Below are 18,488 nucleotides of genomic sequence, written 5' to 3'. Positions count from 1 at the left end.
GCGGGCAGCCCGTACACGATCACCGCGACCTACGGCGGGGACACGGACTTCGCCGGTGCCACGGGTACGGACACGCAGACGGTGGGCCAGGCCGCGACCACGGCGACGGTGACCTCCACGCCGGATCCGTCGGTGGTGGGCGAGTCGGTGACGGTGACCGCGACGGTTTCGGCGACCGCTCCGGGTGCGGGGACGCCGACGGGGACGGTGACCTTCGACTTCGGCGACGGGTCGGGGACGGTCCCGGCGACGGTGGCGGGCGGTGTGGCCGCCGCCACGCACGTCTACACCGATGCGGAGGGGAGCCCGTACACCGTCACCGCGACCTACGGCGGGGACACGGACTTCGCCGGTGCCACGGCGACGGACACTCAGGTAGTCGAACCCGCCGGCACCGCATCCGGGGCGTAGTCGGAAGCCGGGTCGCACAGCCGACTCGCGCCTCGCCGAGGGGTGACGCTCGACCGGGAGTCCGGCCGAGCGTCACCCGTGTGACGTCCCGGGGAATGTGCATGCCATGCAACGCCGCCACGGGGTACTCGCCGCGCCATGGGATCTTTGAGCTCTCCGGTGCTGCTGCTGTTGTTCGTGGCCAGTGCGGCCGTCATCTGGTACGCAGGCATCAAGTTGTCCGACACCACCGACGTGCTGGCCGAACGTCTCCACCTGGGCAGCGCGCTGGGCGGGCTCGTCCTCCTCGCGGTCGCCACGAACCTGCCCGAGATCGCCATCACGGTCTCGGCCGCCCTGGCCGGTCAACTCGACGTCGCCGTCGGCAACATCCTCGGCGGGATCGCCATCCAGACCGTCGTCCTGGCCGTTCTCGACGCCGCCGGAGTCCGGCCCCGGGCCCCGCTGACCCGTCTGGCGGCCAGCCTCCAACTCGTCCTGGAGGGCGCGCTCGTGGTGGTCGTCCTGGCCGTGGTGGTCATGGGGACCCAGCTCTCCCCGGATCTGTACGCGGCCCGGGTGGCCCCCGCGTCCCTGGCGATCGCCGTGCTGTGGCTGATCGGACTGCTGCTGCTCAACCGGGCCGGCCGCGGACTGCCCTGGCGCGAGGGCGGCGACGCACCGGACAACCAGCCCGAGCCGCGCGGACATTCCCGCGGGAAGAAGGAGAAGGCCGCCACCGACCAGGGCGTCGGCACCCGGCGTGCCGCGCTCGTCTTCGCCGTCGCCGCCCTGGCGACACTCGTCGCGGGCGTCGTCATCGAATGCACCGGCGAGGAGTTCTTCGGCCGACAGGGTCTGAGCGGCGTCCTGTTCGGCGCGACCGTCCTGGCCACGGCGACCTCTCTTCCCGAGATCAGCACCGGCCTGACCTCCACCAAACTCGGTGACTACCAGCTCGCCGTCAGCGACATCTTCGGCGGCAACGCCTTCCTGCCCGTGCTGTTCCTCCCCGCAGCCGTGATCTCCGGCAAGCCGGTCCTGCCGGCCGCGCACGACACCGACATCTACCTGACCGCCCTCGGGATCATCCTCACCGTCGTCTACATGACGGGGCTCGTCTTCCGCCCCCGCCGCCAGTACGCGCGCATGGGGGTCGACAGCATCACCGCCATCGTCGTCTACCTCATCGGCATCGCCGGACTGGCCACCATTGCCACGTAGCGCGGCCGTGGGTTCCCGCCCCGGACGGGGTACTGGTTGTGGTGCGGATGTCCATCGGGCCGGTCCTGACCGGCCGGCGGAAGAAGAACCGAGATGGGAGTCCTGGCACGAGCCGACGCGTATCAGCGGTGCCACCGCTGGGCGGGGTTTCCGCTTGCCGTGGTCTACAAGTTCTACGACGACCAGGGGACCTATCTCGCCGCCCTGCTCGCCTACTACTCCTTCGTGTCCCTCTTCCCGCTGCTGCTCATCCTCGTCGCCGTCCTCGGCGCTCTGCTCAGCGGCAGCCAGACCATGCAGGAACGCTTCCTTGACTCCGCTCTCCGGGAGTTCCCGGTCATCGGCGACCAGATCGGCCGGAGCGTGCACTCCTTGCAGGGCAGCGGCGTCGCACTGGGACTGGGGGTGGCGGGCACCCTCTACGGAGCTCTCGGAGTGGCCCAGGCCGCGCAGTACGCGCTCAACAAGATATGGGCCGTGCCCCGGCACGCCCGGCCGGATCCCTTGCGTTCCCGTCTGAAAGGGCTGCTGTTCCTGACCGTACTCGCGGTGGGCCTGTGCGTGGCGACTCTGCTCTCCACGGTGGTGTCGACGGCAACCGTCTTCGGCACCAGCCTGGCGACGGGGGCCAGGGCCGCCGCGGTCGTCGCGGCGATCGCACTGAACGCGTTCCTGCTCGTGCTGAGCCACCAGGTACTGACCCACCGCCGACTCCCCCTGCGCCAGGTGTACGGCGCCGCGCTCGGCGGCGCCTGCGCCTGGCAGGTGCTGCAATGGGGCGGCTCCTACTATGTGAGCCACCTCCTGCGCGGGGCCACGGCGACCTACGGCATGTTCGGCATCGTCCTCGGTCTGCTCGCCTGGCTCTACCTGGGTGCGCTCGTCTTCCTGCTGACAGCGGAGGTGAGCGCGGTACGGTCCCTGCGGCTGTGGCCGCGCAGCCTGCTGACCCCCTTCACCGACCGCGTACGGCTCAGCCCCGGCGACCGCCGTGCCTACCAGACCTACGCCGCCACCGAGGTGTTCAAGGGCTTCGAAAAGGTACAGGTCGATTTCGGCCGCCCACCGCGGCCGGCCCCGGACGACCACCCCCCTGACTGCGACGCGTCGTAGCCGCCCCTGCGCGCTCATCTGTGAGGGTCCCGGTACGTAGTACCGCACAACGGGCTTGTCGACGGCTGATCCGGGGCACTCGGACCACGCCGACCGGCGGACACCGGCCGTCGGGTCAACCTGGTGGCGGCCACTGACCAGGCCGATGACCACGTACAGGGGAGAAGCCGTGACACCACGTATCGGGGCCGAAGAAGAGTTCCACGTGCTGGACGTGGAGAGCGGGCAGCTCGTCCCACGCGCCGGCGAGGTGCTCGCCCGCATCGACAGACCCGGCTTCACCAGCGAGCTCAAGCAGACCGTCGTGGAGAGCAACAGCGGGGTGCACGGCACACTCGACGGCCTGTACGAGGATCTGGCCGCGGCGCGGCGCCGGCTCGACGCGGCGGCCACCACGCTCGGCCTGGCGGTGGTGGCCGCCGGTACGGTACCGCTGGCCCATGTCCGTTCCCTGGACGTCACCGCCGATCCCCGCTACCGGCGCATGGCCGACGACTACCGTCTGGTCGCCGACGAACAGCTCATCTGCAGTGCGCAGATCCATGTCGACGTGCCCGACCGGGACACCGCCGTACGCGCCATGTGCCTGGTCTCCCCGTGGCTGCCGCCGCTGCTGGCCCTCTCGGCCAGTTCCCCGTTCTGGCTGGGCGCGGACACCGGGTACGCCAGCTGGCGGACCATGCTGTGGCAGCGCTGGCCGACCGCCGGGCCGGCCGGCTGCTACGCGGACGCCGCGGAGTACGAGGCGGCCCTCGCGGAGCTGATCCGCTCGGGAGTCATCAGTGACGCCGGCATGGTCTACCACGACATACGGCCTTCGGCGCACCAGCGGACGCTTGAACTGCGCATCTGCGACGCCTGCCCGCGGGTGGAGACCGTGGTGCTGGTCGCCGGTCTCTTCCGCGCCCTGGTGCGCGACGCGTGCGAGTGCCTGGAGCGCCGGGACCACCCCGGCTACGGCGGCCGCCACGACTGGCACGACTGGCTGCGGGCCGCTACCTGGCGTGCCGCGCGATCCGGTCTGGAAGGACATCTGGTCGACCCGGTGGCCCGGTGCGCGGCACCGGCCCCCGTGGTGCTGCGCGGCATGGTGGGCAGACTGCGGCCGGCTCTGGAGGCGTCCGGCGACTGGGACACCGTGCGGGGACTGCTCGAGGAAGCACTCCGCGGTGGCAGCGCGGCCCACCGGCTGCGACAGGCCGCGCAGCGCGCCGACCTCCTCGCCGCCATCGACCTGCTGGTGGCCGAGACCCGCGGGGAACAAGCGGCACGGCGTGCCGTCATCCATCCTCCGTGCGCCACCACGGCCGGGAACACCGGCCGCGCAGGCCCCCCGTACGTCGGAGGGCCCCCGGCCCCGAGCGTGAGCGCCTGATCGTCCGACTCCGCAGGCCTCGCCGTCACCGCGCCCAGGGCCCGCGTCCCACCGGCCACTCGCTTCGGCGTCTTTCGCCGTGATCGTCACCAAGGAGAACCGAACCGCCATGCTCAGCACACAACACCCCTCGGCCCCCCACCACCCATGCCCCGCCGGAGCCGGCACGCCCCGGCCCCCGCACCGGCCGCGCAGCTGCGTCACACGACCAGGGCGGCCTGGGGGGCAGCGAAGGGAGGCCCCCTGATGTGCGGGCTCAGCGGCGAGATCCGGTTCTCGGGCCGACGGCCGGACATGGCGGCGGTGGAACGCATGACCGACCGGCTGGCGCCCCGCGGTCCCGACGGCCGCGGACTGTGGTCCCAGGGACCGGTGGCCCTCGGCCACCGCCGGCTGAAGATCATCGACCTGTCCGAGAGCGGCGCCCAGCCCATGGCCGACCCCCGCGCCAGGATCGCGGGTGTCTTCAACGGCTGTGTCTACAACTACCGCGAGCTGCGCGAGGAACTGCGGGCGCTCGGTCACGACTTCTTCTCGGACTCCGACACCGAGGTGGTGCTCAAGGCGTACCAGCAGTGGGGAACCGCCTGTGTCGAGCGTTTCCACGGCATGTTCGCGTTCGTGATCGTCGAGCAGGACACCGGGCGGACGGTACTGGCCCGCGACCGGCTCGGCATCAAACCCCTGTACCTGGCCCCGACCCGGGACCGGCTCCGGTTCGCCTCCTCGCTGCCCGCACTCCTGGCCGGCGGCGACGTCGACACCTCGCTCGACCCGGTCGCTCTGCACCAGTACCTCAGCTGGCACGCGACCGTGGCGGCACCCCGCACGGTTCTGGAGGGGGTGCGCAAGCTCCCGCCGGCCACCGTGCGGGTCGTCGAGCCGGACGGCACCCACCGGGACCACCGCTACTGGCAGCCCGCCTACACCCGCCGCCCCGAACACGCCCGGATGAGCGCCGAGGACTGGACGGACGCGGTGCTCGACGCCCTGCGCACCGCGGTCCGCCGCCGGATGGTCGCCGACGTACCGGTGGGCGTGCTGCTCTCGGGCGGCCTGGACTCCAGCCTCATCGTGGCCCTGCTGGCCGACGAGGGGCAGGACGACCTGGCGACCTTCAGCGTCGGGTTCGAGTCCGAGGGCGGTGAGGAGGGGGACGAGTTCCACTACTCCGACCTCGTGGCACGCCACTTCGACACCCGGCACCACCAGCTCATGGTCCCCTCGGACCGGGTCTCCGGCGCCCTGGACGATGCGGTGGCGGCCATGAGCGAGCCCATGATGAGCCACGACACGGTGGCCTTCCACCTGCTGTCCGAGCAGGTCGCCAAGGAGGTCAAGGTCGTCCAGAGCGGCCAGGGTGCCGACGAGGTGTTCGCGGGCTACCACTGGTACCCGGCCATGGCGCGTGTGCCGCGGCAGCGCGCCGCCGAGGCGTACATCGACACCTACTTCGACCGGTCGCACGCCGACCTGTCACGCATCCTCCGGCCCGGTCTCCTGTGCGACCGCGACGCCTCCGCGGAGTTCGTGCGCGAGCACATGGCGGCCGATGGCGCCGAGACGGCGCTGGACGCCGAACTGCGGCTGGACACCCACGTGATGATGATCGACGACCCCGTCAAACGCGTCGACAACATGACGATGGACTGGGGTCTGGAGGCGAGAGTGCCGTTCCTCGACCACGAACTGGTCGAACTGGCCGCCTGCTGCCCGCCCGAGCTGAAGCTCGCGGACGGCGGCAAGGGCGTCCTGAAGGCCGCCGGGCGCAAGATCCTGCCGCGCGAGGTCGTCGACCGGCCCAAGGGCTACTTCCCGGTCCCCGCGATCAAGCACATGGCCGGCCCGGTGCTGCAGCGGGTCCGCGACGCCCTCACCGCACCCGAGGCCAGAACCCGTGGAGTCTTCCGCCAGGAGTACGTCGCCGATCTGCTGGCGGCACCCGACGAGCATCGCACCAGGCGAGGAGCGAACACACTGTGGCAGGTAGCGCTGCTGGAGATATGGCTGCAGACGCACGGGATCCGCTGACCGGTACGGGCCCGGGCGGCGGCAGTCCGGCGGCTCCGCCCGGCGCCACGGTCCTCGAGGCGGGGGACACCACCGGGGACGGGGAAGCCCTCGCGCCGCTGCCCGGCCGGGCGGGGCGGGGCGAGGAACCGCTCCGCCCCGCCCAGGCCGCGGCGGTCCACCCCGCGCCGGAGCCGGTACTCCTCGCGGACGCCTCCGCACCGCACGACGTACCGCAGCCCCTGACGGCCCACGGCTGCTGGTACCCCTCGGTGGACCCCCTCGGCCGGTACATCGCCTTCATCTGCGACCGGACCGGCGTCCCGCAGCTGTGGACCGGCCCCGTCGGCGGCGGGGAGGTACACCTGCTGGACGCCGACCCCGACCCGGTGATCGAGGTGTCCTGGTCGCCGGACGGCCGTTGGATCGCCTACACCACCGCCCCCGGCGGCGGGGAGCTCAACCGGGTACTGTGCGTACGCCCCGACGGCACCGGGCGGCGACTGCTCGCCGGCGGCCAACCGGGCACATCCGCGTACCTCGGCTGCTGGCGGCACGACGGCTCGGCCCTCGCGGTGACCGTCACCGAACCCGGGGCGTCCGAGCCGCCCGAACAGTCCCGCCCGGGAGACTGGAGGGGCCGCGACGGCCGTGCGGTCCTGCTGGGCGAAACCCCGCTCACCACGACGGTGGCACTGCGGGAAGCCGAGCCGAGGACGCTCGCGGCGTACCTGGTCGACCCGGAGGGCGGGAACGCACCAACGCTGCTGGCGAGCGAACGCGGGGCCCCCACGCTGCGCGTGTGCGACCTGAGCCGGGACGGCGGGTTCGCCCTGCTGCGCAGGGGGCCGCGAGGCCGCCGCGAGGCGCTCGTGGTGCGCACTCGTGATCGCGCGGTCACCTGCGCGGTCCGGGTCGCCGACGGCGACCCCTGGATCGGCGGGTTCGCCCCGGACGGCCGCACCGTGTGGCTGCGCAGCGACACCGACCGCGAGTACGCCGCCTTGGTCGCCCTCCGGCTCGACGCGCGGGGACAGCGTCTGGGGCACACCGTGGCCGCCGCCCGCGCCGACTGCGACCTGGAGCTGCTGGCCCTGGACCGTGACGGACGCAGCGCGCTGCTCTCCTGGAACGTGCGCGGTGTCAGCGAACTCGAGGTCACGGCCCTGACCCGGGCTCCGGCGGCCGGGCCGTCCCGCGCCGTGACACTGCCCCACGAGGTGGTCACCCGCCTGGCACCCACCGCCGACCCCGACGGCCCGGTCGTGGCACTGTCGGGATCCCGGCGGCGTCCCGGCGTGTGGTGGCTGCCCCAGGGTGTGGCGCTGCGGACCGCCTGGTCCTCGCGCGACGAGGACGCGGTCCCCGGCACCCGCCCGCCGGTACGGCCGGTCCCTGTCCGCCCCGTCGCCGGGGACGGCCTCCCCCTCGGTGGCTGGTACTACCGGGCGCCGGGCCGGCCCCCGGGCGAGCCCGCGCCCTGCGTGCTGCATCTGCACGGCGGACCGGAGGAACAGGAGCGCCCGGTCCTCGACCCGCTGTACCACGAGCTGCTCGGCCGGGGACTGGACGTCTTCGCCCCCGACATCCGCGGCTCCTCCGGCTACGGGCGCTCCTTCGTCGACGCCGACCTGGGCGAAGGCCGCTTCGCCGCGATCGAGGACGTCGCCGCGTGCGCGGCCCACGTGGTCGTGGAGGGCCTGGCCGATCCCCGGCGCCTCGCGGTGATGGGCCGCTCGTACGGCGGATACCTGGTGATGGCCTCCCTGGTGTGGCATCCGGAGCTGTTCCGCACCGGCGTCGCGGTCTGCGGGATGTCCGACCTGAACACCTTCTTCGCCGGCACCGAACCGTGGATCGCCGAGTCGGCCGCCCACAAGTACGGGCACCCGGAACGCGATCGGGACCTGCTGCGGGCCCTGTCGCCGATGAGCCGCATCGACGCCCTGCGTGTCCCGGTCCTGGCCGTGCACGGCGAGCACGACACCAACGTGCCACCGGGGGAGTCGGAGCAGTTCGTACGGGCGGCCAGGGAGCGCGGGCTGGACGCGGAACTGCTGGTGCTGCGCGAGGAGGGCCACGACTTCCGCCGGGCGGACAACCGCCGCCTGTTCCGCCGGACCGCCGCGGACTGGATGCAACGACACCTGCTGGGCTGACGGCGGTGTGCCTCACTCCGGATGGGCCACCGCCTCCTTCTGCAGCTGCACCGCCGCCAGCAGGCTCAGTGCGGGCTCCGCCCGACGCAGCGCACGGATCGCCGCGACCGAGGCGATGTCACCCGTGAAGCCGACGGCGGCCAGCCGGGAGCGGACCCAGCGGGCCCGCAGCCGGCCTTCGGGGGCGGCGGCGGTGGACTCGACGAGTGCGGCGGCACGCTCCAGGCCCGGACGGTCCTCCGGCGAGGCCTCGGCCAGCGCCTGGCGCAGGGCCGCCGCGATCACGTCCGAGTCCCGGACGAGCAGCACGAAGTTGTGTTTCCTGTTCAGTCCCACGATTTCCGTCATGCGGATCATCGTGATCGTCATGTCCCGCGACTGCCAAGCGACTTGAGCAGCCTCAGAGACTCGGCCGGTCAGGAGACGAGGCTCTGCTCGGTCAGTTCGGTCAGCTTCACCGTGTACAGGCCGCCGCGCTCGGCCTTCACGTCCGTCACCTTCAGCTGCGTGCCCGGCAGGAGAATGAACTCCTCCTCGCCCGTGAACGCGGAGAACTCGCGGATGCCGACGGCCCGTACGGGTTCCACCTCGAAGAGCGTCCGCTTGCCCCGACCGCCGAGGAACGCCCGTGCCACCCCGAGCTCGGACGTGCACGAGGACACACCCCACCAGGTCACGGTCCGCCCGAGCGGGTACTGCGCCCGCAGGTCCAGCGGCGCTCCGCGCCACAACGGCTCCGTACGGACCGCAAGCCCCGACACCGCCGAGAACAGCAGCCGCAGATAGGGGAGGTACGGGGCGACCCTCGACCGGTCCGGGTTGCGCAGGACGGCGTTGATCTCCCGGTAGAACGCGGATTCGCAGGTGTAGAGGTAGAGCGCGGCGACCGCGTCCGCGGACAGCCTCGCGGCCCCCTCGTCCACCCGTCGCTTGCCGAACTCGTGAGACAGGTGTTGTCGAACATGGCGATGCCGGTGGCGCTCTCCGGCCGCGGGTACGGGTTCTGGCCGAAGACGACGACCTTCCATTTGTGCGGCGGATGGGGCTTGAGTGCCTGGAAGGTCGGTTCGCGGACGGGAACGACGTCCGGGCCGCGGCCCGGACCGATGAACGTGGCCGCGTCCGGCCGTGCCTCGATGACCGGCTTCAGCAGCGGAAGCCATGGTTCACCGCCGCCCTTGAACAGGTCGGTGAGGGCCGGCGGATCGTTCGGGTCGGGCTGTGCGGGAGCGTCGTCGTCGATCATGGCCGGGAGGCCAGGGCCTGTCCGGCGGATCATGCCGCAGACGCGGGGCTCGGCACGCCCTCCCCCACTCTCGGCTTCGCTCGAGCGGGCGGTGCCCCCACCGGCGTTGTCGTCGGTTCCCGACTCCCCCACGCTCGAACGAGCTCGCGCGGGGGCACCCCCATTCGCCCCGCTCACCAGCGCCGACGAGGCACCGCCCGTGCCCTGCGACCTGATCCGCCGGACAGGCCCTAGCAGCGGGTTACGACAACGCAGATTCCCCAACTGCGTTGTCAGTGGCGCCTCGTAGCGTCCTGATCGCTGGAAGGACCGTTTCCCGATGGGAGTGTGGACGATGACCGTGAACCGCGTGCAGCCGCCGCTCAGGGTGGTGTTGACCGACGTCAATACGAAGGTGGTGGAGGCGTGGCGGGCGGCGGGCGATCCACTGGCAGAACGAGGCGGCGCCGGGCAGCATCGGATCGGTGGCGCTGGTCGGCATGGGCGCCCGGACCGGCCGGGTCCCGGCGCGGGTGTGCGCCAATCTGATGTGGACGGGCTACACGCTGTTCCACGACTACCGCTTCGAGGACTACGACGACCTGCGCAGCACCATCCTCGCGCAACTCGACGACATCGAGAACGCGCCCGAGGACAAGCGCGTGCGCCTAGCACCGCCCCAGCGCGCCACGGCCCGCCGCTGACTGCCCGGGGCGCGCCCCCGCGCGCGCCCCTGCGAGTCCCGGACAAGCACCTCAGACAGGCGGGGCGAGCAGTACGCCCAGCATCCGGCGCACGCTCCGCAGCGGTGCCCCGGTGACCAGGCCGACCACGAGGGCAGCGACCGCACCGGCTCCGGCCAGCAGCCGCAGCACGTCGGGGACGCTCATCCCGGCGACCGTTGCCAGCACGGAGCTCAGACAGATGATGATCACGATCACCACCGCCTCGGACCCGCCCAGCCGCCGAGGGCCGGGGGCGTCGGGCTCGACGCAGGCAGTGGATGAAGACTTCGACATGGAGGCCTCCCTGAAGGTAGAGGCCCGGCGACCGAGGCCGCCGGACAGCGGCTCCAACCAGAAGCGCCACGGGCGGTTGCCACCGCCACTGAGCAGTGGCGCAGTCGGCACCACCCGATTTCGACACGGCCACACGGCAACTGGCCGGTCTTCAGAAGTTCCGCCCCGGCGGGCCGCGATTCTTGGTTGCCAGGCGCCTGTCAGTTCACGGTTCGGCGGCACCGTCCGGGCGTTCTGGATATTAAGGCATATTCGAACCGCGTACGCTCACGCCGCGCCCGGCCGGCCGGGACTTGACGCCGGACGAAGTACGGGTCGGCCTGCCGAGCGCCCAGAAGAGCACCCCGAGAAGCATGAACCCCACCAGCGGGACGGCCTCCGTCAGCAGGTACTTCCAGCGCTCGCCGTAACTCCAGCCGTCCGGCGCGTAGTCGGAACCGAACCAGTGGTCACCGAGTCCGGGGGCGACCAGCTGCACACTGGCGAACAGGATCAACAGGGTGAGCACCACGCTGATGGTGCGAGGGAAGGGCGCCTTGTAGGGGCGCGAGACGTCCGGCGCCTTGCGGCGCAGTACCGCGAGCGCCGGGAAGATGCCCAGGTAGCTGACGAGGGTGGTGGAGACGGCCAGGCCGAGGACGGCGCCGAAGAGCTTGGCGGCGCTGCCGCCGGTCATTTCGTGGGCCAGGACCAGGACGACGGTGGAGACCATTCCGCTGAGGATGTTGACCCGTACCGGAGTGCCGAACCGGCTTGAGATGACGCCGAGGAAGCGAGGCGCGGCCCCGTCGTAGCCGGAGACGGCGAGGGCGCGGTCGGAACCCATGATCCAAGTGACCCCGGACGACAGCACCGTGAGGATGAACATGATCGCGGCGAGATCCCCGAGCACGCTGCCCGCGCCGCTGAGCGTGGCGGTGCCGTCGGCGGCGACGTGGCCGCCGTACACGGTGAACACCTCACGGATCGCGTCGACGAACCCGCCCAGGCCGGAAATGGCCTTGACCGGCAGGACGAGCAGAATGCCGAGGATCGGCAGCGCGTACAGCACGACGGCGAGACCGGCGCTGCGGAAGATGGCGAAGGGCACGTCCCGCTGGGCGTCGGTCATCTCGTCGCCCGCGGTGTTCGGCAGCTCGAATCCGACGTAGTTGAACATCAGGACGGGAACCAGGCCGACGAATCCCGCGTACGTCGGGGAGAAGTCGCCGGGCCCGAAGCCGTGCAGGCCGTGCTGGATGCCGTACACCACGACGGTCACGGTGAACAGGCCGAGCAGGACGAAGCGGCTCCAGGCGCCCACAGTGGGAATCCACTTGCCGACGTCGAAGGAGAGGATCGCGGCGAGCACGCCCAGCCAGACGAACACCAGGGTGAAGGCGTAGAAGGCCGGGGTGCTCAAGTCCTTCCCGTCGTTGAAGAAGATGGTGAAGGCGGTGACGGCGGAAACGGACAGCGTGCCGCCGAGCCACACCGGGTTCGTGATCCAGTACAGGAAGTTGTTGACGGCACCGGCGAGCCGTCCGAAGGCCCGGCTGGTCCAGATGTAGGGACCGCCCTCGTCGGGGAACGCGGCCCCGAGCTCGGCGGTCAGCAACGCGGAGGGCACGAAGAAGACGACGGCCAGCACGATGAGCCAGGTGAAGGCCTCGGCACCGGACGAGGCGACGGTGCCGATGGTGTCCACCCCGACGATGGTGCAGAGGAGGAAGAAGAGGATGTCGAAGCGGCCGAAGTGCTTGCGCAGCTTCTGCCGCTCCGCCTGGGCAGCTGCCGGCGTGTCGGCCGGCTCGGAGATTATTTGACCAGCGGCCACCGGGAACTCCTGCGTGCTCTTGGTGCGCGGGCGGGATTCGGCCAATAATCCGCCGCCCCGCAGAACCCCACAAGCGTTCATGTACAACTCTTGACCGTGGGTCCCGCGGTCGGCCGGGTCAGCGACCGCCCGCGTCCGCCCTGGCCGGCACGCACAGCCACGCCAGGACCGCGGCGGTCAGATAGGCGAGGGACCCGATGGCCATGCTGGTGCGCTGTCCGGACCCGTAGTCGGTGCTCACGGCCAGCAGGCTGCCCCCGAGTGCGACGCCGGTGGCACTGCCGATCTGGCGGGTGGTGTTGAACAGCGCGGAGGCGGCTCCCGCGTACTCCGGGGGAGCGGCCCCCATCACGGTGGCCGTCGAGCCGGTGAGCGCGAAGGACGTACCGAACCCGGTGGCCATCATCGGGGCCACCAGCAGCGGGTAGGCGGGATCGGAGCCCGCCGCGGCCCAGCCGGCCAGCCCGACGGCGCCCAGGAGCATGCCCGAGATCACCAGCGGACGGTCACCGGTGCGGCGGGTCAGCCGGCCGGACAGGACAGAGGCGAACATGGTCACCGCCACCGCCGGGAACAACGCCAGTCCGGTCTTCAGGGCACTGAAGCCGCGCCCGCGCTGGAAGTACAGGCTGGCGGTGAACACCATGCCGTAGAAACCGAAGTTGAACAGCAGGCCGATGAGGGCCCCGCCGCTCATCGCGCGTGAACGCAGCAGCCGCGGCGCAAGGGCGGGACACCGGGCGAGCCGCTCACGCACCATGAACGCCGCGACGGCCAGCACGGCCAGGCCCAGCCCGCAGAGGACGGCGGGGTCGGACCAGCCGCGCCGCCCCGCCTCGTTCAGCGCCGCGGTCAGCGATGCCACCGCCGCCACCACGGCGCACTGCGCGGGCCAGTCCAGGGCCCGGCCGGCATGCCTCGGCGAGGGTGCGACGTACCGCGAGGTCAGCAGGAGGCACACCGCACCGATGGGCAGATTGATGAGGAAGACCCACCGCCAGCCCACCGTCGACACCAGCAGCCCGCCCAGCAGCGGTCCGGCGGAGGCCGCGATGCCCGCCATCGACCCCCACAGCCCGAAGGCCCGCGAGCGTGCCGCCGGCACCGGATAGGCCTCCTGGAGCAGGGCGAGGGAGCCGGGGACGATCAGCGCCGCCCCGAGCCCTTCCACCAGCCGGGCCGCGACGAGGAAAGGCGCGCTCGGCGCGAACGCACACGCCGCCGAGGACACCGTGAACACGACCACGCCCGACCAGAAGACGCGCCGGTTTCCCAGCCGGTCGCCCAGGGCGCCCCCGGTCATCAGGAAACCGGCGAAGACCAGGGTGTACCCATCGGTGATCCACTGGATGCCGGTCAGCGAGGCCGACAGGTCCCGGCCCACCGCGGGCACGGCCACGTTGATGATCGTGACGTCCAGGATGACCATGAAGTACCCGGTGCAGACGGCCAGCAGCGGTGCCACGTCCCGATTATCGAGCCTCCCGAGCGCCCGGGTGGGGGAGCCGAACCGGGCCTTACGCAGTACGAGTGAATCAGCGGGCCTTTTGGTTCGGCGCTGGTGGCGGATCTTCTACGGTCTGGCGAGAAGATCCGGACGGGGGGCCGGTTGAAAGGCGCACCGGATGTTGGGATTGGGGAAGTCGCCGGACGTACTCGCAGTCCGCGCGGACCGCTGCCGTTGGACCACGGCGAAAGCCTGGGGAGTGATCGGGGCGGCATGTCTCCTGGGAACGGCGCTGACCGTCAGCGGGCGGTGGGCGACCGGGAGTGCGGCGGCACGGATGGTCGCTTCCGGACCGTCCGTCGCCTGCTGGCTGCTCACGGTCTCCCTGATGCTTCGCGCGCGCGGCGTGGGCGGACTGGTCCGCAGACGCCTGCTGCTGCTGGCGGGCTCCGGGGCATCCGGGGGCGTGTACCGGGGAGCGGTCAACGTCCTCTCGGCCCACCCTCAGGCATGGGGACGCGATGCGCTCGGTTCGATGGTGGTCATGGGAGTGACGCTCGCGATCGGGCTGGGGATGGCCGGTCTGGTCGTCGCGGCCGATGCGGGTGCGGGCCGGCACGTCCTTCTGCGGCGCCTCTTCGACGGGGTCGTCACCGCCGGGTCCGTGTTCATGACGGGATGGGTCCTGCTGTGGAAGGCCGGTGACGGCTGGCGGGTGGGGACGGGAATGGTCGGGGTTCTGTGGGGCGCGGAAGTCGTCTTCCTCAGCTTTCTGTTCGCCCTGCGCCGTCTCGTACGGGGTGACCAGCGGGCCACCCTCTGGATAGGGGGCGTCGGGCTGTCCCTCACCCTGCTCGGCGACACCCTGCGGCTGTGGGCGGGCGGCCCGCACAGCCCGGGTCCGATGTCGGACCGGCTGGTCGATCCCTGCGTCGCCGCCGGACTGCTGGTGGTCGCGGCCGGCCCGTGGGTACCCGGCGGGGCGAGTGTCCTGGTGGCCGGCAGGCCGACCCTGCGACTGGGCATGGAGGGCGCCGCGGCGTTCATCCCCCTGGTGGTGTGCACGGTCACCGCGCTGGGATACACGTTGGCTCCGACGTCCCGCGACCCCGTGCCACTGCTGGTGGGCGGGACGGTACTGCTGAGCCTGTGGGCACGCCAGACGCTACTGCCGAGCGACAAGCCCGGAACCGACGAATGAGAGCGGGCCCGGGTCTGTGGCCCGGGTCCGCTCCGCCGACGCGTCGCTCACCCGGCGGGGTCGAGCACGACCGGCAGCTCCGCGAGGCCGCGGAAGGCCGGGAAGGGCACCTCCAGCCACCGCGGCTCACCGCCGGGACCGGCCGGAGTCATCCTCGGGAACCGGCCGAACAGGCCGGTGAGGGCCAGCTGTGTCTCCAACCGGGCCAGCGGCGCTCCCAGGCAGTAGTGATTGCCGTGCCCGAACCCGAGATGGGCGTCCTGCGCGTTGCCGGGCCGCATCACATCGAGCTGGTCCGGCGCGTCGAACTTCCGCGGATCGCGGTTGGCCGAGCTGAGCGCGATCTGGACCAGGGCGCCCTTCGGGATCCGCGTCCCGCCGTACTCCACGTCCTCGGTGGCGTAGCGGAACGTCGCGCTCTCCACGGAGCCGTCGTAGCGCACGAGCTCCTCGACCGCCGGACGGAGCAGCTCCGGGTTCTCCCGCACGGCGCGCAGCTGCGCCGGATGGGACAACAGGTGATGGACGGCGTTGCCGATGAGGTACGCGGTCGTCTTGTGCCCCGCGAACATCAGCAGGAACGCGGTGGAGACCAGTTCGTTCTCGGTGAGCCCGCCGTCGTTGTCCCGGACCGCGGTGAGCGCGCTCAGCAGATCGTCGCCCGGGCGGTCGCGCTTGGCCGCGACGAGCTGTGAGAAGTACGCGTGCAGGTCCTCCTCCGCCTGCTGCTGGGCCCGCTTGGCCTCCGCGCCGAAACCGGTCTGCGCCACCGTGGTGGACAGCCGCTGCAGCAGCGAGCGCTCCTCGGGCGGCACGCCGAGCAGATCGCAGATCACGGTGATCGGCAGCGGGAACGCGAACGCGGGCAGCAGGTCGAAGGGCTCCCGGGTCGGGCACTCGTCGAGCAGGTGCTCGACGATCTCCTCGATCCGCGGGCGCAGCGCCTGGACGCGCCGTGGGGTGAACGCCGAGTTGACCAGCCTGCGCAGCCGGGTGTGCTTGGGCGGGTCGGAGTTCAGCATGTTGTCGTCCAGCGCGACGGACGAGTCACCGAAGATCTTCCGGTAGGCGTCCATGGCCCCGTACATGTCCTTGCTCAGCCGTGGGTCGGACAGGGCGGCCCGCGCGTCCTCGTACCGTGTGATGAGGTACGTCTCGTTGCCGTGCGGTGGTCGCATGGGGCAGACCGGCGCCGTCTCCCGCAGCCGGGCGTAGACCGCGTGTGGGTCCCGCCGGAACTCCGGGGTGCACCGCTCGGCCGCGGTGACGGCCTCTTGCGTGGTGGTCACGGACGACTCCTGAGGTCGAAGAGGGCCTCGGCGTTGCCGCCGAGGACGAGCTGCTGGGAGGCCTTGTCGACCGGCAGTTTCTCGATCATGCGGATGAATTCCCCGAGCGGCGCCGCCATCGGCGGGGAGTCGGTGCCGAACAGCATCCGTTCGGGCCCCAGCACCTCCGCGTTGAGGCTCAGGTGCGCCGCGCTGAACGGGCTCGTGTCGACGTACATGCGCCGGAGCGCCGCGGCTGGGTCGGACACCGGCGCCACGTCCGCGGGCGGGGCGGATGTGGCCCCCTCCCGGCCGGGGGGCGGCGCGCCCCCGGCCCAGTGCCGGGGGCGCGCCGCCGTCTGCAGGCGCTCCGGCAGCAGCGCCATCGCGCCACCGCCGGTCGCACCGATCAGCCGCAGACCGGGGTACTTGTCCAGCCACCCCGCGAAGGCGATCATGGCCATGCCCATGGTGACGTCGCCGAACCGGCCGATCTGCTCCACGAAGCCGAACTCGTCGACCCGCTCCGTGCCGACCGGTTCGGCGGGGGCGTGCACCAGGACCGGCACGCCCGCCTCCGCGGCCAGCGCGAAGAACGAGTCGGCGCGCGGGGAGCCGAGCAGTTCGCCATGGACGCTGGACGTGGTGATCAACCCGACGAACGCGGGGTCCGCCAAGGTCTCGCGCACCCCTTCGAGGTGGTCGTCGTCGCCGAACGGGTTGGCGTACACGTATCCGCGCAACTGGTCCGGGAACCTGGCGATGAGGCCCGACATCCAGGCGTGGAAACCGCGCAGCCGGTCGCGTGGTTGCGTGTAGTTGTCGATGCCCGGGACCCGCGCCATCGCGCCGGCCCCTACGGGGCTGCCGATGATGGTCAGGTCGATCCCGGCCTCGGCGCGAGCGGCGAGCATGCCGTCGACGTCGGTCAGGCTCGGGGGCATGGGGAAGCGTTCGGCCGCTTCGGGTGGGGACAGATGCCCGTGGATGTCGATGATCACGTGTGGCTTCCCGGTTCCGGTGTGAGTGCGCGGGTGACCGCTGCACAGTCCTCGTCGCCCAGTCCGAGCTCGGTGGCGCGGACGTGGGTCTCCGCCGCCGCTGTCGCCAGCGGCAGGTGCAGGCCGACCGCCGCTGCCTGCTTGGAAGCGAGCATGAGGTCTTTGGCCATCAGGCGCAGCCGGAAGTCCGGCTCGTCGAACCGGCCGGAGGCCAGGCGCCGTGACTTGAACGCCATGACCGGCGAGGCGAAGCCGCTGCCCGCGATCGTCTTGAGGACCAGCTGACGGTCGAGTCCGCAGGCGGCCGCCAGCTCACTGGCCTCCGCCAGGGCCTGCACCTCTATGCCCATCAGCAGGTTGAGGAGCAGTTTCACCCGCATGCCGGAGCCGAGTGCGCCCAGATGGACCACTTCCTTGCCGAGGATGCGCAGCAGTGCCCGGCCGGCGTCGAACGCCTGCTCCTCGCCTCCCACGAACAGCCGGAGTTCGCCGTCGCGGGCGTGGTCGCGGTTGCCGAGCATGCCGACGTCCAGGACCGACGGGCAGCCCCCGGCCACCTGGACGACCTCTTCGGGGGCGACGGTGCTGGCGCAGATCAGGACGCCGGGGTAGGGGCCGTCGGCGAGCACGCCGTCCGGTCCCCGCAGCACCGCGCCCAGGGCTTCGCCGTCGGCGACGGCGCAGATGGCGGCGGTCGTTCCCGCGACGGCGTCGGCGGGGCGGGCCGCCACGAGGGCGCCCGCCTCGGCGAGCGGCTCGGTCCGCTCCGCGGTGCGGTTCCAGACCCGGACCGCGATGCCCTGGTCGAGGAGGCGGGCGGCCAGACCGCTGCCCATCGTGCCGAGACCGAGGACGGCGACGGGCCCGTCCGTTGCCCGGGTCATGACGACACCCCGCGCGTCTCCTTGACGACCCGGTACCGCAGCGACTGCGTCGAGTCGACCCACTGGCGCAGCGGGGCCACCAGCGCGCGGTGCTCCTCGCTCTGCTGCCAGGCGAAGAAGTGCTCTGCTGTCTTCCACTCGCTGGTGATCACCCACAGACGAGAGTCGTCCACGGGTTCGCCCAGCCTCTCGACGATGTGGCCGGGGGTGTTCGAGACGGATTTCCGGAGTTCCTCGTACATCTCCAGGAACCCCTGCTCGCCGCCCTCGATCACACGGACCGTGAAGACGACGCCCAGCTTCTCGGCCGAACGGCCCTTCTGCTCGATGCCCATGTCTCCTCCTGATGGTGGGAT

At 71.7% G+C, this 18,488-nt stretch carries 17 protein-coding genes; 8 read left to right on the top strand and 9 right to left on the bottom strand.

The window, feature by feature from the left end:
• The 6 genes from ACFY0F_RS37345 to ACFY0F_RS37320 all read left to right on the top strand — a co-directional run.
• On the top strand, positions 1 to 411 hold a 411-nt coding region (locus ACFY0F_RS37345), incomplete at its 5' end, for an Ig-like domain-containing protein (RefSeq protein WP_388804984.1).
• Positions 412 to 549: 138 nt separating this feature from the next.
• Positions 550 to 1,614 carry a sodium:calcium antiporter gene (locus ACFY0F_RS37340; protein ID WP_388804981.1) on the top strand — a complete coding sequence of 355 codons (1,065 nt, stop codon included), beginning with the start codon at positions 550 to 552 and terminating at the stop codon, positions 1,612 to 1,614.
• Positions 1,615 to 1,707: 93 nt separating this feature from the next.
• A complete protein-coding gene (locus ACFY0F_RS37335) occupies positions 1,708 to 2,727 on the top strand; it encodes a YihY/virulence factor BrkB family protein (RefSeq protein WP_388804978.1) in 1,020 nt (339 codons plus the stop codon).
• Between the two features lie 169 nt (positions 2,728 to 2,896).
• Positions 2,897 to 4,102: a YbdK family carboxylate-amine ligase gene (locus tag ACFY0F_RS37330; RefSeq protein ID WP_388804975.1), complete on the top strand. Its 1,206-nt coding sequence runs from the start codon at positions 2,897 to 2,899 to the stop codon at positions 4,100 to 4,102.
• Positions 4,103 to 4,348: 246 nt separating this feature from the next.
• Complete coding sequence (locus tag ACFY0F_RS37325) at positions 4,349 to 6,133, top strand: N-acetylglutaminylglutamine amidotransferase (RefSeq protein WP_388804972.1); 1,785 nt, start codon at positions 4,349 to 4,351, stop codon at positions 6,131 to 6,133.
• Entirely contained in the window at positions 6,106 to 8,271 is a 2,166-nt protein-coding gene (locus ACFY0F_RS37320; RefSeq protein WP_388804969.1) for a S9 family peptidase, read from the top strand. The genes ACFY0F_RS37325 and ACFY0F_RS37320 overlap by 28 nt, the downstream gene beginning before the upstream one ends.
• 12 nt (positions 8,272 to 8,283) lie before the next feature.
• Here the strand turns inward: ACFY0F_RS37320 and ACFY0F_RS37315 are convergent, their stop codons facing one another.
• A complete protein-coding gene (locus ACFY0F_RS37315; protein WP_388804967.1) occupies positions 8,284 to 8,619 on the bottom strand; it encodes a hypothetical protein in 336 nt (111 codons plus the stop codon).
• 68 nt (positions 8,620 to 8,687) lie between these two features.
• Positions 8,688 to 9,194 (bottom strand): ADP-ribosyltransferase domain-containing protein, encoded by a 507-nt coding sequence (locus ACFY0F_RS37310; protein WP_388804964.1) that lies wholly within the window; start codon positions 9,192 to 9,194, stop codon positions 8,688 to 8,690.
• Between the two features lie 802 nt (positions 9,195 to 9,996).
• Here ACFY0F_RS37310 and ACFY0F_RS37305 point away from each other — a divergent pair.
• Positions 9,997 to 10,200: a hypothetical protein gene (locus ACFY0F_RS37305; RefSeq protein ID WP_388804961.1), complete on the top strand. Its 204-nt coding sequence runs from the start codon at positions 9,997 to 9,999 to the stop codon at positions 10,198 to 10,200.
• A gap of 51 nt (positions 10,201 to 10,251) precedes the next feature.
• Here ACFY0F_RS37305 and ACFY0F_RS37300 read toward each other — a convergent pair whose 3' ends face one another.
• The 3 genes from ACFY0F_RS37300 to ACFY0F_RS37290 all read right to left on the bottom strand — a co-directional run bounded on the left by ACFY0F_RS37300 (position 10,252) and on the right by ACFY0F_RS37290 (position 13,796).
• On the bottom strand, positions 10,252 to 10,515 hold the full coding sequence (locus ACFY0F_RS37300) for a hypothetical protein (RefSeq protein ID WP_388804959.1): 264 nt from the start codon (positions 10,513 to 10,515) through the stop codon (positions 10,252 to 10,254).
• 241 nt (positions 10,516 to 10,756) lie between these two features.
• Positions 10,757 to 12,376 carry an APC family permease gene (locus ACFY0F_RS37295; RefSeq protein WP_388804956.1) on the bottom strand — a complete coding sequence of 540 codons (1,620 nt, stop codon included), beginning with the start codon at positions 12,374 to 12,376 and terminating at the stop codon, positions 10,757 to 10,759.
• Positions 12,377 to 12,449: 73 nt separating this feature from the next.
• Positions 12,450 to 13,796 carry an MFS transporter gene (locus ACFY0F_RS37290; RefSeq protein ID WP_388804954.1) on the bottom strand — a complete coding sequence of 449 codons (1,347 nt, stop codon included), beginning with the start codon at positions 13,794 to 13,796 and terminating at the stop codon, positions 12,450 to 12,452.
• A 319-nt stretch (positions 13,797 to 14,115) separates the two neighbouring features.
• Between ACFY0F_RS37290 and ACFY0F_RS37285 the strand changes: the two genes are divergently transcribed.
• The gene (locus ACFY0F_RS37285) at positions 14,116 to 14,979 is read left to right on the top strand and encodes a hypothetical protein (protein ID WP_388804951.1); all 864 of its coding nucleotides are present in this window, start codon (positions 14,116 to 14,118) and stop codon (positions 14,977 to 14,979) included.
• A 47-nt stretch (positions 14,980 to 15,026) separates the two neighbouring features.
• Here the strand turns inward: ACFY0F_RS37285 and ACFY0F_RS37280 are convergent, their stop codons facing one another.
• The 4 genes from ACFY0F_RS37280 to ACFY0F_RS37265 are packed head-to-tail and all read right to left on the bottom strand — an operon-like array spanning position 15,027 to position 18,467.
• Positions 15,027 to 16,268, bottom strand: coding sequence for a cytochrome P450 (locus ACFY0F_RS37280; RefSeq protein WP_388804948.1), 1,242 nt, complete (start codon positions 16,266 to 16,268; stop codon positions 15,027 to 15,029).
• Entirely contained in the window at positions 16,265 to 17,248 is a 984-nt protein-coding gene (locus ACFY0F_RS37275; protein WP_388804945.1) for an amidohydrolase family protein, read from the bottom strand. Before ACFY0F_RS37275 ends, ACFY0F_RS37280 begins: the two co-directional genes overlap by 4 nt.
• Positions 17,245 to 18,132: an NAD(P)-dependent oxidoreductase gene (locus ACFY0F_RS37270; protein WP_388804942.1), complete on the bottom strand. Its 888-nt coding sequence runs from the start codon at positions 18,130 to 18,132 to the stop codon at positions 17,245 to 17,247. Before ACFY0F_RS37270 ends, ACFY0F_RS37275 begins: the two co-directional genes overlap by 4 nt.
• Positions 18,129 to 18,467 (bottom strand): antibiotic biosynthesis monooxygenase family protein, encoded by a 339-nt coding sequence (locus ACFY0F_RS37265; protein WP_388804939.1) that lies wholly within the window; start codon positions 18,465 to 18,467, stop codon positions 18,129 to 18,131. The genes ACFY0F_RS37270 and ACFY0F_RS37265 overlap by 4 nt, the downstream gene beginning before the upstream one ends.
• Positions 18,468 to 18,488 lie beyond the last annotated feature (21 nt).

The organism is Streptomyces sp. NPDC001544 (genome assembly GCF_042894285.1).
Lineage (GTDB): Bacteria > Actinomycetota > Actinomycetes > Streptomycetales > Streptomycetaceae > Streptomyces.
The sequence above is the reverse complement of the archived record's forward strand: the minus strand, read 5'-3'. Positions and strand labels throughout refer to the sequence as shown.